The organism is Clostridium subterminale (assembly GCF_039521425.1).
GTDB classification, from domain to species: domain Bacteria; phylum Bacillota; class Clostridia; order Clostridiales; family Clostridiaceae; genus Clostridium_J; species Clostridium_J subterminale.
On sequence record NZ_BAAACI010000005.1, the window covers coordinates 193197 to 206924 of the forward strand.

Annotated in this window: 11 protein-coding genes; 8 read left to right on the plus strand and 3 right to left on the minus strand. The window is 29.5% G+C overall.

Features of this window, described 5'->3' with window-relative positions; genetic code table 11:
• Window positions 1-33: 33 nt before the first annotated feature.
• Complete coding sequence (locus tag ABDZ93_RS08425; RefSeq protein ID WP_343825476.1) at window positions 34-1812, plus strand: heme NO-binding domain-containing protein; 1779 nt, start codon at window positions 34-36, stop codon at window positions 1810-1812.
• Between the two features lie 106 nt (window positions 1813-1918).
• Here the strand turns inward: ABDZ93_RS08425 and ABDZ93_RS08430 are convergent, their stop codons facing one another.
• Window positions 1919-2815 (minus strand): radical SAM protein, encoded by an 897-nt coding sequence (locus ABDZ93_RS08430; protein ID WP_343825656.1) that lies wholly within the window; start codon window positions 2813-2815, stop codon window positions 1919-1921.
• Window positions 2816-2978: 163 nt separating this feature from the next.
• Window positions 2979-4055: a YkvI family membrane protein gene (locus ABDZ93_RS08435; RefSeq protein ID WP_425544767.1), complete on the minus strand. Its 1077-nt coding sequence runs from the start codon at window positions 4053-4055 to the stop codon at window positions 2979-2981.
• Between the two features lie 217 nt (window positions 4056-4272).
• Here ABDZ93_RS08435 and mnmL point away from each other — a divergent pair, with 217 nt between their 5' ends.
• The 3 genes from mnmL (at window position 4273) to ABDZ93_RS08450 (ending at window position 6734) form a co-directional block, all read left to right on the plus strand.
• Window positions 4273-5202: a tRNA modification radical SAM protein MnmL/YtqA gene (mnmL, locus tag ABDZ93_RS08440; protein ID WP_343825479.1), complete on the plus strand. Its 930-nt coding sequence runs from the start codon at window positions 4273-4275 to the stop codon at window positions 5200-5202.
• 38 nt (window positions 5203-5240) lie between these two features.
• Window positions 5241-5957 carry a 2-phosphosulfolactate phosphatase family protein gene (locus tag ABDZ93_RS08445; protein WP_343825481.1) on the plus strand — a complete coding sequence of 239 codons (717 nt, stop codon included), beginning with the start codon at window positions 5241-5243 and terminating at the stop codon, window positions 5955-5957.
• Window positions 5958-6479: 522 nt separating this feature from the next.
• Window positions 6480-6734, plus strand: coding sequence for a phage holin family protein (locus ABDZ93_RS08450; protein WP_343825483.1), 255 nt, complete (start codon window positions 6480-6482; stop codon window positions 6732-6734).
• 76 nt (window positions 6735-6810) lie between these two features.
• On the opposite strand, the gene ABDZ93_RS08455 is transcribed toward ABDZ93_RS08450, so the two are convergent.
• Window positions 6811-7986, minus strand: a complete 1176-nt coding sequence (locus tag ABDZ93_RS08455; RefSeq protein ID WP_343825485.1) for a class I SAM-dependent rRNA methyltransferase — start codon at window positions 7984-7986, stop codon at window positions 6811-6813.
• 240 nt (window positions 7987-8226) lie between these two features.
• Between ABDZ93_RS08455 and ABDZ93_RS08460 the strand changes: the two genes are divergently transcribed.
• The 4 genes from ABDZ93_RS08460 to ABDZ93_RS08475 all read left to right on the plus strand — a co-directional run bounded on the left by ABDZ93_RS08460 (window position 8227) and on the right by ABDZ93_RS08475 (window position 13299).
• Window positions 8227-9783, plus strand: coding sequence for an ABC-F family ATP-binding cassette domain-containing protein (locus tag ABDZ93_RS08460; RefSeq protein ID WP_343825487.1), 1557 nt, complete (start codon window positions 8227-8229; stop codon window positions 9781-9783).
• 129 nt (window positions 9784-9912) lie between these two features.
• Window positions 9913-11070 carry a flagellin lysine-N-methylase gene (gene fliB / locus ABDZ93_RS08465; protein ID WP_343825489.1) on the plus strand — a complete coding sequence of 386 codons (1158 nt, stop codon included), beginning with the start codon at window positions 9913-9915 and terminating at the stop codon, window positions 11068-11070.
• A 102-nt stretch (window positions 11071-11172) separates the two neighbouring features.
• Complete coding sequence (locus tag ABDZ93_RS08470; protein ID WP_343825491.1) at window positions 11173-11949, plus strand: DnaJ domain-containing protein; 777 nt, start codon at window positions 11173-11175, stop codon at window positions 11947-11949.
• 207 nt (window positions 11950-12156) lie between these two features.
• On the plus strand, window positions 12157-13299 hold the full coding sequence (locus ABDZ93_RS08475) for a 1-propanol dehydrogenase PduQ (RefSeq protein ID WP_343825493.1): 1143 nt from the start codon (window positions 12157-12159) through the stop codon (window positions 13297-13299).
• The last annotated feature ends 429 nt before the right edge of the window (window positions 13300-13728 follow it).

The window sequence follows — 13728 nt, forward strand, 5'->3', positions numbered from 1 at the left end:
ATACTATAGCCATAGAAAAGAGGGGTATTAATTATGAAAGGCACAGTTGTATCAATATGGCTAAATACTTGTAGAAAACTATATAATGATTCACAAGTGAATGAGGCTATGAACCATGCAGGGTGGAAGACAAATAAGATATTTTCTCCACTAGAAGAAGTTGACGATAAAGTAATAGCTAAATTTATATCAAAACTATCAGAAACTAGAAGTTTAACTAAAGAGAAGTTATGGAATGAGATAGGAAAAGACAATATACAATCATTTGTTAATGTATATCCAGTGTACTTTAAAAAGAAAAGTGCATATGAATTTTTAAAATCACTGAGTGATATACATATAGCAATAACTAAGAAAATTACTGGAGCTAAGCCACCTGCGGTAGATATTGTTCAGACATCTAAAAGAAAAGCAGTGATGACTTATTCATCTAGGAGAAGGATGTTTGATTATTTCTTAGGTATGCTTGAAGGAACTTTTGATTATTTTGATGAACCATTAGAATATGAAATTTTAGAAAAATCTGGAGATGTGATGAAAGTGGAAATGACTTTTGAAAAAGAAATAAGTAGCAAAAAAAGTTATGGCTTTAATAAAATTTTATCCTTTGGATTTATAAAATCATTGCCAGCTAAAGCGTCAATATTTACTTTTATACTAACTCTTATTGGATCAATGTTAATACTTGGAGTTGAAAGTATGATTCCAGCTTTAGGAATTACAGCCTTAGCTACAGTAGTAACCTTTATAGGTACATATTTATTATTAAGTCCTGTTAAAACTATGACTAGATTACAAGAAGACAAGGAAATGGCATATGATGCTATTAGCACTAAGGACGAGCTTGAAGGATTATATGAAGCTATTAAGTCAGGTGCTAATACTTCTTCAATGGATATGACAGAGTTTGATGCTAATGTTAGCGAGATGGTAGAATATCTTAATAAAGTTAAAGCCATTTCAAACGTAATGGAAGCCTCATCTAAAGAGATATCTACAGTAGTAGAACAAATGTCAGAAACTAGTGTGGATCAAGCTAATAATACAGAGAGAGTAGCATCGGGATTAAATGATAATATTAGAGCACTAAATAATTTAGTAAATAGTGAAAATGAAAACAAGTTAGCTATGGAAGATACCATAATGAAAATTACTGCTGGATTTGATGAGATAAAGACTGTAAGTAATAATATTCAAAAGACATTAGACAAGTTCCAAGAGGTAAAAGAAACCGGAATTAAGTTAAATAATAAAGCTAGTGATATTACTAATATAGTATCAATAGTAGCTCAAATTTCTGACATGACAAATCTTTTAGCATTAAATGCTTCTATAGAAGCAGCTAGAGCTGGAGAACATGGTAGAGGCTTTGCTGTTGTTGCAGAAGAGGTAAGAAAGCTTGCAGAACAAACTAAAGATGCTGTTGAAGAAATTAATTTAAATCTTAAAGAATTTGCAGAGGACATAAAATATACTGTAGATAGTATAGATGAACAGTACGTGGCACTTGAAAAACAAACTGATGGATTAGAAAGAATTAGAGATATAAGTGCTGGTACTACTACTGCTGTTGATAAAGTATCAGAATCAATGATTTCTACAATAAATGATTTAGGTAGAGAAGTTGAAGCTATAGAAGGTATGTATGACAATGTGGAGTCATTAGCAGCTATTGCAGAGGAGAATTCTGCATCATCTCAAGAAGTTAGTGCTAGTGTAAATACCTATACTGATGAAATGATTAAACTTACAGATGCTATAGGTGAGGTTCAAAGAATTACAGAATACTTTGGAAGTACACTAGATGTATAATTAATGATAAGAGCATTCTTAAGGTAAAGTTCATGAGATTTTACTTAAGAATGCTTTTTATTTGCTTAGTTTTATGACTTTTAAAGAGCTTTATTATATTCGAGTTTTAAATCCCTTGTAGATTGAAATCTGGTACATAAACTGTTGAGTTAGAACCAGATTCTTGGATAAAGGCATTTTTATAACCTAGATCTACACAGTAATCTATTAAGGAGTCATAATGGCTAGGGTTAAGAGGTTTATTAATTTCAACATATTCTACTGCTTTAAACATAGGTGTATACTGATTCATTAGACTTAAGTATACTGAATCTCCAAAGGTTTTATATATGTAATCTACTATTTTTTTAGAGTCGAATAAAAGTCCAGGGAGCATTAAATGTCTTACGATAACACCTCTAATCATAATTTCTTCATCATTAAATATGGGGATACCTACTTGATCCACCATTTCCTCAATAACCTTTGATGCAATGCTGAAATAATTAGGAGCAGAAGAATACTTTATTGCATATTTATCGTTAAAATACTTTAAATCAGGAATATACACGTCTATATATCCTTTAAGAGCTTTAATGCTTTCTACGTTTTCATAACCATTGGAATTATAGACTATAGGGATATTCAGTCCATTTTCTCTGGCTTTATCTAAAGCAATTATTATTTGAGGTATATAGTGAGTAGGATTAACTAAATTTATATTATGGTATCCTTTCGCTTGTTGCTCTAAGAATATTTCACTTAATCTTTCTATTGAAACGTCCTTACCTATGCCAGACTGACTAATATCATGATTTTGACAAAATACACATCTAAGGTTACAGTTTGAAAAGAAAACTGTACCAGAACCTTTGGTTCCAGATATACATGGCTCTTCCCACATATGGCCATAGGCCTTAGCCATCTTTATCTTAGCTCCACTCTTACAAAAGCCTAATTTTCCAGAATTTCTATTTATACTGCAATTACGAGGGCACATATTACAATTATTGAGAGAAGTTATATCTTTCATAATTATCTCCTTACATAATGAAAATATAGTAAATACTATACTTTTATTTTATTCAAAGTAAATGAACACTACCTAAGATAGTAGTGTTCATCTTATATAACCTCAGTATAATTAAAGAAAAGCAAAAAGTGAAGTGTGCTTTTGTAGGTTTCAGCTATTTTTTTACTTTATTCATTTTAAAGTAGAACCTAATGCATTGAGCTATAAATATCAAGCTAATTATTCCGAAACCAGGATATAGGAAGGTTATTAGCTGTTTAAAGCCAATTTGAGATATAGGAAGAGCTACTAAAAGAATGAGCACAACAGCTCGCTTATAAGGAATATTGTATTTATTTTCAAGAGTTTTACCAACACTATATATATCTGAAACTTCAGTAGAAAACATCTCGCACCAAATAATACATAAAAGAAGAATTTGCATTAAAGAGATAAACTTACTAGCTACAAAGAGCAGTGGTATTTCAAATTTAAATATTTCAGGTATATTTGCCATTAACATTGAATTAATTAAAAAAGCAAGTAGAGTAAGGACAAGAGCGCCAATGGTTAATCCAGAGATAATTAGGCGTTTATTTTTTATTTCCTTACTAATTGGCACAAGAACTCCACTACAGGATAACATGTTAAATCCTGCGTAAAGAAGTGATGATATAATCCACTGTTTATCTATAATAAGGTTTTTATATATTGGTACTTGCTTCATATAGTCTATAGATATAGTATCCTTTGAAAAGAGAAGATAAAGTACAAATATAGTAATAATTATGGTAGTAAGACTAGGTACTATTATGGAATTAATAGCTATTAGTCCCTTAGTGTCATTTAATAAGGTAATGAGAGCTATTCCAGCCATTAGTAATACTCCAACAAGTCTTGGAATACCAAAGTGTTGATAAAGTAAAGCACCACTACCTGCAAGGATTATAGCTGCTCCTGAGATTAAAAAGAAACTAGTAAGATAATCGGTTATTTTTCCGAAGAAACCTGGGCTTACAAGAGTTATAAAATCTGTATAGGAATTTAAATCATATTTTAAACTTATTGAGACTATAATGGAACTTATTATTATGTAAAATATTGCACAAAGTAGAAGTCCATAAAAGCTTGAAAACCCATAGGTAGAAAAGAATTGAGTTATTTCTTGACCAGAAGCAAGTCCTGCGCCTACAATGGTACCAATAAAAACAGTGGCAGCTTGAAAAATTAATTTAAGATTCTTCAAAGTTATCCCCCCAAATTATAATAGCTTGTATATTTATATTGAAGTCCACAAAGGAATATGTGGAAAACTATTAATATGTGGACAACTTTTTAAAGTATTGTTAGTAAATTTTCATATAGTGGATTTTGAAAGCTAAAAGAGTTAAACTATAATTGAATATAGAAGATTACTGTATGGATATATTTAAGAATAGATAACATAAGAACAGATAGGAAGATTAGGTATGAGAAAAGATTTTAATGGAAAGAGATATCATAGTTTAAATTATTTTTTAAGAAATAAATTTAATGGGCAAAAAACTTTTAAAATATCTTTAGATGGCGGATTTACATGTCCTAATAGAGATGGAAAATTATCAAAAGGTGGATGTATATTCTGCTCTGAGAGTGGTTCAGGAGATTTTGCTGGAGATAGGTTATCATCCATAACTCAGCAGTTTATTGATATAAAGGAAATGATGAATAAAAAGTGGAAAGATGGCAAATATATAGCTTATTTTCAAGCATACACTAACACCTATGCACCTATAGAAGTATTAAAGGAAAAGTATGATGAAGCTTTAAGACAAGAGGAGGTGGTTGGACTTGCCATTGCTACGAGACCAGATTGTTTAGAAGAAGATGTTCTAGAACTATTAGAAGACTACTCAAAAAGAGTATATACTTGGGTAGAACTTGGACTTCAAACTAGTAATGATACTACAGCTACGCTTATAAATAGAGGATATAAGCTAGAAGTATTTAAAAGAGCAGTGGAGGAGCTACATAAAAGGAATATTGATGTGGTAGCACATATAATATTTGGACTTCCAGGAGAGAGCAAGGAAGATATGTTAAACACAGTTAAGTATATTTCTAAGTTACCTATAAAGGGGGTTAAAATGCACCTCCTTCATGTAATGAAAAATACAAGACTGGAGAAGCTATTAGATGAAGGTAAGTTTAAGCTGCTAGAAATGGATGAATATATTGATCTTATAACTAAGGCGATAACTATGTTACCACAAGATATAGTAATTCATAGACTTACAGGAGATGCTCCAAGAAATTTATTAGTAGGCCCTATGTGGAGCTTAAAGAAATGGGAAGTATTGAATGCCATAGATGATAAACTAGAAGCCGAAGACTTATATCAAGGGAAATTTTATAAATAATATTATTTAATTTTATATAATCATGGGGGGAAAAAGATATGAATATTGATGTAGTTATATCTGCACAACATATTAAGCCAGAGAAATTTAAAGATAGAATAGTGGTTGTTATTGATGTATTAAGAGCAACTTCAGTAATGGTTACAGCATTAAATAATGGTTGTGATAAGATAATTCCTGTAAAAGAAATAGAAGAAGCTGTGCACATTGCAAATAAAGATAGAAATAACTATCTTTTAGGAGGAGAAAGAGGTGGAATAAAAATAGATAAATTTGATTTCTCTAATTCACCTTTAGATTATAGTGAGGATATAGTAAGAGGGAAGAGTCTTATAATGACTACTACAAATGGAACTAGGGCTATTAAAAATAGTGAGGAAGCAGAGAAGATATTTATTGGTGCTTTAATAAATGGAAGAGTAGTAGCAGAAAAATTAGCTAAGTTAAATAAGGATGTAACCTTTGTAAATGCGGGAACAGATGGAGAATTCTCCATGGATGATTTTATAACTAGTGGATATATAATCAACTGTTTAAGAGACATTATGAAAAACCAATGCACCTTAACAGATATAGCAAAAACTTCAGAATATATATATATAAATAATCCTAGTATAATAAGCTTTGTAAAAGATGCACTTCATTATAAAAGGATGAAGGATCTTAAATATCATGAAGATTTAAGATATTGCCTTTCAAAGGATTTAGTAAATATAGTTCCAGAATACAAGGATGGAGAAATAAAGATATATTAATAAATTACAGGCTTTAATATACAATTAAAATATAGATTTGAAACTTAGTTTAAGAACTATTGCTTTTAGTAGTTCTTTTTCTTTTAGCTAAAGTTAAAAATATAACTTCATACACTACAGTATATAAGGTAAAGAGAGCTATGAAAATAATTTGCTCAATGCCATTCATTTTAGAGGTAGCAAACAGTATTATTATAGGGAAACAAAAAACAATCTGAATAAATCTTAGAATGGATAAGCCTTTCATAACATCACCTTTTACCAAATATTACTATATGACTATTGTTACACTTTTAGAACTCATATTCAATAAAAAACGTATAACAAATTTATATTTTATTATCCTTAAAATTTAAGAAAAGCAAAGAATAAAATTACATTATGTAAAAATAAGAAAAAATGTGGAGTGATATGCATATAGTATACTTAGTAATGGTAAGTAACTAAAATTTATATGAAATTATAATAAAAATGTACTCATGTAATAAGAAGGTGAATAAAATATATAAAGGGGGAATATGTATGGATTTCTTTAGTTATATTACAGAGAATGCATTGATACTAATACCAGTGCTATATATAATTGGTATGATCTTAAAAGGTATTGAAAAGGTAAATGATAAATATATACCAGTAATCTTGCTTCCTATAGGCATATTGCTATCTATGGGAGTTATGCATAGTTTTAGTGCTGATGCTATAATTCAGGGTGTTTTAGTAACTGGAGTTAGTGTATATGCTAACCAATTAGTAAAGCAAAGTCAAAAGAAAGAATAAATAAGATCTAAATATAAAGAGCTATATAATTTATATATCTAATTAGATTATAAATTATATAGCTTTTTATAAATAATTAAACTACTTGGAAGATATAAAATTTTAAGTAGTATGACTCATCACTATTCCAAAGAATTGGATGGTCAGGAGCTTGAGTTCTAAATTCTACTTGTCTTAGGGTAACCTTTGCATCTTTAGCTGCACTAGCAATGGTATCTTTAAATAATTCAGGATTCATAAAGTGAGAACATGAACAAGTTATAAAATAACCACCTTTATTCACTAATTTCATTCCTCTAAGGTTTATTTCTTTATAGCCTCTTGTAGCACTTTTAATAGTAGAACGAGATTTTGTAAAGGCTGGCGGGTCAAGGATAACCACATCATATTTTCTACCTTCATCAGACCATTCACGAAGTACATCAAAGGCATTGTGACATTCAAACTTAACTACATCTTGTAGATTATTAAGCTCCGCATTACGTCTACAGAATTCTACTGCATGCTCGGATATATCTACTCCCAATACTGACTTAGCACCAGCTACTCCGGCGTTTAATGCGAAGGAACCAGTGTGAGTAAAACAATCTAGCACAGCAGCATCTTTACAAAGTTTATGTATAGCGGCTCTGTTTTCTTTTTGATCTAAGAAAAATCCTGTCTTTTGTCCGTTTTCAACGTCAACATAGTACTTAACACCATTTTCAACTATCTGAACCATAGTATCAAAAGGTTCAGTTAAAAATCCTTTAACTTGTTCCATGCCTTCAAGGATTCTAACCTTAGCGTCACTTCTCTCATAAATACCCTTAGCACCATATTCTTCTACTAGAATTTTTACGATGATATTCTTATATTTATCAATTCCTAGAGCTAGAGATTGAATAACGTAGTAATCTTCTAATTTATCAATTATAAGTCCAGGTACAAAATCAGCTTCCCCAAACAAAAATCTGCAGCTAGAAGTATCTATGATTTTTTTTCTGTATTCCCAAGCAGCCTTTAGTCTTTTTCTAAAGAATTCTTCATCAATTTCTTCATCAATATCTCTAGTCATAATTCTTATAGTAATTTTAGAAACATCATTTATATAACCTTTTCCGATGAATTCCTCTCTACAATTATATACTTCTACAATGTCTCCATTTTTATATTCACCATCGTACTCTTCTATATCAGTAGAGTAAACCCAAAGGTGACCATTCTCAACACTTTTTCCTTTTCCCTTTAGTAGATAGAATTTACAAGTCATTTATATCCTCCTATTATTAAAACAACTGATTATTAATAATAACTCATATTGTTAGATTTAAAAATAAATTATTAAACTATGTTTAGACTTATTATAGTATAAATATATAGAGAAGATTTTGCAAATAAATTATTTATTTTCCATAGAAAAACTTTTAAGAGTAAAGTATAATATTCTTGGTTTGAATTTTTAGATTCAAGTTATTAAATAATAGTCATAAGGATATTAGGAGGAAAATAGATGAGTATACTTACAGTTAAAAATATAAGTCATGGTTTCGGGGATAGAACAATATTTGAAGATGTATCCTTTAGATTATTAAAAGGGGAACACGTAGGTTTAATTGGAGCTAATGGTGAAGGTAAGTCTACTTTTATGAATATAATAACTAGTAAACTTATGCCTGATGAAGGCCAAGTGATTTGGTCTAATAATGTTAGAGTAGGATATATGGATCAACATGCTGCTTTAGAACAGGGGTTAACTATAAGAGATGTACTAAGAGATGCATTTAAATATCTATTTGATTTAGAGACTGAAATGAATGAGCTTTATGGCAAAATGGGTGAAATGGACGAGGAACAAATGAATAAGGCACTAGAAAGAACTGCTGTTATTCAAGATATGTTAGATAATAACGGATTTTATGTTATAGATGCAAAAGTTGAAGAAGTTGCTAAGGGATTAGGACTTTTAGATGTAGGGCTAGATAAAGATGTAACAGCTTTAAGTGGAGGACAAAGAACTAAGGTTTTACTTGCAAAGCTTCTGCTTGAAACTCCAGATATATTACTTCTAGACGAGCCTACAAACTATTTGGATGAAGCACATATAGAATGGCTTAAAAGATATCTACAAAGCTATGAAAATGCATTTATTCTAATATCTCACGATATTCCTTTCTTAAATTCTGTAATCAATCTTATATATCATGTGGAAGATAGAAAGTTAAGTAGATATGTGGGAGACTATGAAGAGTTTAAGAGAATATATGAAGCAAAGAAGGAACAGCTTGAAAGAGCATATGAAAGACAACAAGCTGAGATTGCAAAACTTGAAGATTTCGTAGCAAGAAACAAAGCTAATGTTGCTACATCTAATATGGCTAAATCAAGACAAAAGAAGCTGGACAAAATGGACAGAATAGAGCTTTCTAAGGAAAAGCCAAAGCCAACCTTTAACTTTAAAACTGGAAGAGCATCAGGAAAAGTTATATTTGAAACTAAGGACCTAGTTATAGGATATAATAGTCCATTAACAAAGCCTCTTAATATTTCCATGGAGAGAGGACAAAAGATCGCTCTTGTAGGGGCTAATGGACTTGGGAAAACTACTCTTCTTAAGAGCCTTATGGGAGAAATAAGACCTATAAATGGAGAAGTTACCCTAGGTGATTATCAACAGATAGGATATTTTCAGCAAGAGGGAGCATCAGGAAATAAAAATACTTGTATAGAAGAATATTGGCAAGAATTCCCTAGTTGTACTCAATATGAAGTTCGTGCAGCATTAGCTAAATGTGGTTTAACTACTAAGCATATAGAAAGTATGGTTATGGTATTATCAGGTGGAGAAGCTGCTAAGGTAAGACTTGCAAAGCTTATAAATAGGGAAACAAATATATTAATCCTTGACGAGCCTACTAATCACTTAGATGTAGAAGCAAAGGATGAATTAAAGAGAGCATTACAAGAATATAAAGGAACTATATTATTAGTTTGTCACGAACCAGAATTTTATAAAGATGTAGTAACTGACATATGGAACTGTGAGGATTGGACTACTAAAATAGTGTAGAAACATTAAAAAGGGTTAGAATTAAATCTAGCCCTTTTTTGCAGTGATTTTCTTTACAATATAAAATTAAAAGAATATGATAAAATAGAATTTAACATTAAATATATAGTAAAAACTTTGAGGTGAAAAATGAAAATAAGAGTACCAAAATATCTTAATAAATTTAAATGTATAGCAGATAAGTGTGAGGACACATGTTGTGCTGGTTGGGAAATTGTTATTGATGAAGAAACTTATGATTATTATCAAAATCTTAGTGGTAGCTTTGGGGAAAGACTAAGAAGTGAGATGGTTAATGATGGAGAAGATAATATATTTGTATTGAAAAATGGCAACTGTGCCTTTCTAAATGAAAATAAATTGTGTGATATATATAATGAACTTGGAGAAGATAGTCTTTGCTATACTTGCAAGAAGTATCCTAGATATATGGAGGAGTTTGGTAATTTAAGAGAAATAGGTATATCACTTTCTTGTCCAGAAGCTGCAAGAATAATGCTAGGTGATTCTAATAAAGTTGAATTTGAGTTAAGTGAAAATGATGAGATTATAACTTCTTATAACGATATTGATGCTATGTTGTTTATTGAACTTATGCAATGTCGAAATATAATTTTTAATATACTTCAGAATCGTAATATTGATTTAAATATAAGAGCTGCTATAATTCTTAACTTTGCAAAGGAAGTTCAAGATAAGATAGATGAGGATGATCTAACTAGTTTAAAGATGATTAAAGAAAGATATCTAGATAAAAATTTTATATATAAGACTAGTAGTGATTTGGATAAAAATATCAGTGATAAAGAACAGTGGTATAATGATATAGAAGAGTATTTTCATGTGTTTAAAAGCTTAAAGCATATAAATAACAATGATCCCTTAGGCTTAGATAAGGTGTTATCTTATATTAAGGGTAGTGATGAGAATAAAGAAATTTATCTAGATAAGTATAGGGAGTTTAATAGTTTTTATAATGAAAAGATGTATAAGCTTGAAAATATATTGATTTACCTTGTGTTTAGATACTTTATGAAAGCTGTCTTTGATTATGATGTGGCTGCTAAAGTAAAGACGGCAGTGGTGAGCTATTTAATGATTAAGCAGTTATGTATAGTTAGATGGATAGAAAGTGGAGACCTTAGCGATGAGGATATTGTAGATATAAGTCATACATATTCTAAAGACATTGAACATTTAGAGGAGAATATAGACATCTTGGCAGAGATTTTTAAAACAAATCCTGTATTTAAAGAAGATAGAATTATAAATATACTAATAAACTAAAAATAGGGTATTAGATGATTAAGTAATATTTAAGCTACTTTGCTTTTAAAATATTATATTACAAAGGAAAAAATTAAACTTATAGTATGGAGAAGGAGAGATATGGAATATTATAAAATTTTAGGTGTTGATGAAAATGCATCTATGGAAGAGATAAAAAAAGCTTATGAAGATAAAGTAAATAAATTTAAAAAAGAGATAGAAGATGAAAGAAGAGCAAAATCATTTATAAAAGTATTTGATGAAGCTTATGAAAAAATAAAGGAAGAGAGAGAAAAAAATAAAAGTAAGCAAACTGTGATTATAGATAATCAAGCGGAGGATTTAAATAAGCATTTAAATAATGACTTTGATAAAGAGAATAGTAATGGATATGAGGATTTTAATGAATATGAACAAGAATCCACAGTTAGTAAAGAAAAGAAGAGATCATCTTCAAAAAGTACATCAATAGGAAAACGAAAGGGAGCTAAGAAGAAATCTACAGTAGATAGAGAAAATATTAAATCTGAAAAACAAAGCAAAAATGACAATAGTAGAAAAGCAGGAAGTAATAAAAAAAGTAGTGCACCTTCCCTTACTCAATTGCCGCTTAAGATATTGTTTATGCCTGTAGTAGCTATATTATCCATAATAATATTTCTATGTAAAATATTAAATATAATATCTTGGATTGCATCTAAGATTATAATAATAGCAGCTATAGCTATATCTGCTATTCATGGATATCAAATTTATATTGGACATGCTATTCAATACAAGATATTTGTATTATGTGCTGTGGGCTTTGTAGTTTCTTTATTTTTACCAAGTATCCTAAAAATCCTTGTATCTACCTTAAGTAAAGTAAATAACAAATTAAAAAAGTTTGTTTTTTAATATTAAGTGGTAGAAATAGTTTTATAGAGATGTAGTAACTGACCGAACCTTCTGTTGCAATAGCATTTTATTATTGATATAATAAAATAAGTAAAGTTTATTATAAACTTGTTTTGATTGTTATAATTGTGGGTTATTTTATATTAAAGTTAAAGGATAACTAATTCATTCGTATCTTAAATATTTTTAAAATAGGAGAGAATGCATATGAAAGAATTTAGTATCAATACAAATGTCTATTTTGGAGAAGGTTCTTTAGATAGACTAAATGAAATTAAAAGTAAAAGAGTACTGATTGTATGCGATAAATTTATGGAAACTTCAGGTATGGCTGAAAAAGTACAACAAAAGCTTGTTGATTGCCAAGTAGCTATATTTAGTGATATTGTACCTGATCCATCTGTAGAAATTATTGCTGAGGGTATTCAAAAGTTACAAAGTTGTAATGCACAGGTTATGATAGCGCTTGGCGGAGGTTCATCAATTGATGGAGCTAAGGCTATGAGAGAATATGCAAAAAAAATTACTGGAGGGGTTTCTTCTATAGAAGAATTCTATGCTATACCTACTACAAGTGGTACAGGCTCTGAGGTAACTGAATATGCAGTAATTACAAATAAACAAGAAGGATTAAAATATGCACTTGCAGATAAATCTCTTCTTCCAACGGTTGCAATTCTCGATCCTGAGCTGGTAAAATCTGTACCTAAATCAATAACTGCAGATACAGGAATGGATGTAATTACACATGCTATAGAAGCTTATGTTTCAAAGAATGCTACTGATTTTTCAGATGCTCTTGTAGAAAAAGCTCTTACTTTAGCTTTTAGATTTTTACCACAGGCTTATGCTGATGGAAATGATATAGTAGCAAGAGAGAAACTTCACAATGCATCATGTCTTGCTGGTATGGCATTTAATGCAGCTGGACTTGGAATTACTCATAGTTTAGCTCATGCTGTAGGTGGGAAATTACATATTTCTCATGGAAGAAGTAACGCAATGATACTTCCTTATGTAATTGAATATAATGCTAATTTAAATAAAGGTGCTTTCAATGTTGAATATGACATAGCATCTAAAAAATATCAAAGACTTGCAAAATTATTGAAATTACATGCGCCAAATGTAAACATTGGTGTTAATAATCTAATTAAAAGCATTGTAGAACTTCAAAAAACATTGATGATTCCAACAACATTAAAAGAGCAAGGTACTGATATGAATTTAGCTGCAGCATCAAGAGAAGAAATCATTAATGCAGCTCTTAATGATATATGTACAGCAGCAAATCCTAGAGAGGTTACAAGTGAAGACTTATCAAGGATTTTGGATAAAGTTTTAGGATAAAATATTGTATTTTATACCACTCATTAATGAGTGGTTTTTTTATTATTTTTGTAAAGTATTTTAATTTAATTTAATTCAAAGTTATATATAGTTAATTAAATGGAATAAATTTCCTCTTTACAGTTGTTATTATAATATGTAATATTATTTATACTAATAATAAAAAATTTTTTGAATTTTAAATGGTAAATAATTCATTTTGAGGTTAAATATTATTCTTCAATTATTTTTGGAAATTATTAATTTTTGTTTATAGCAAACTCACATAATTAAGTATTTATAATTCTCATCATAATCACAATAAAAATATCCATTTATATAAAAGTTTGATATCAGAGTTAGTAAAAGTTTTATTAGAAATTTAGTTATATATAAGTTTATGATAAACATTTTGAAGCTGCAAAGAATTCTTAGTTTTTTGAATGAATT

Bases quoted from the DNA above. Each gene is read 5' to 3' on its own strand.
- ABDZ93_RS08425 (WP_343825476.1), top strand. From the start codon at position 34: ATGAAAGGCACAGTTGTATCAATATGGCTAAATACTTGTAGAAAACTA.
- mnmL (WP_343825479.1), top strand. From the start codon at position 4,273: ATGAGAAAAGATTTTAATGGAAAGAGATATCATAGTTTAAATTATTTT.
- ABDZ93_RS08445 (WP_343825481.1), top strand. From the start codon at position 5,241: ATGAATATTGATGTAGTTATATCTGCACAACATATTAAGCCAGAGAAA.
- ABDZ93_RS08450 (WP_343825483.1), top strand. From the start codon at position 6,480: ATGGATTTCTTTAGTTATATTACAGAGAATGCATTGATACTAATACCA.
- ABDZ93_RS08455 (WP_343825485.1), bottom strand. From the start codon at position 7,986: ATGACTTGTAAATTCTATCTACTAAAGGGAAAAGGAAAAAGTGTTGAG.
- ABDZ93_RS08460 (WP_343825487.1), top strand. From the start codon at position 8,227: ATGAGTATACTTACAGTTAAAAATATAAGTCATGGTTTCGGGGATAGA.
- fliB (WP_343825489.1), top strand. From the start codon at position 9,913: ATGAAAATAAGAGTACCAAAATATCTTAATAAATTTAAATGTATAGCA.
- ABDZ93_RS08470 (WP_343825491.1), top strand. From the start codon at position 11,173: ATGGAATATTATAAAATTTTAGGTGTTGATGAAAATGCATCTATGGAA.
- ABDZ93_RS08475 (WP_343825493.1), top strand. From the start codon at position 12,157: ATGAAAGAATTTAGTATCAATACAAATGTCTATTTTGGAGAAGGTTCT.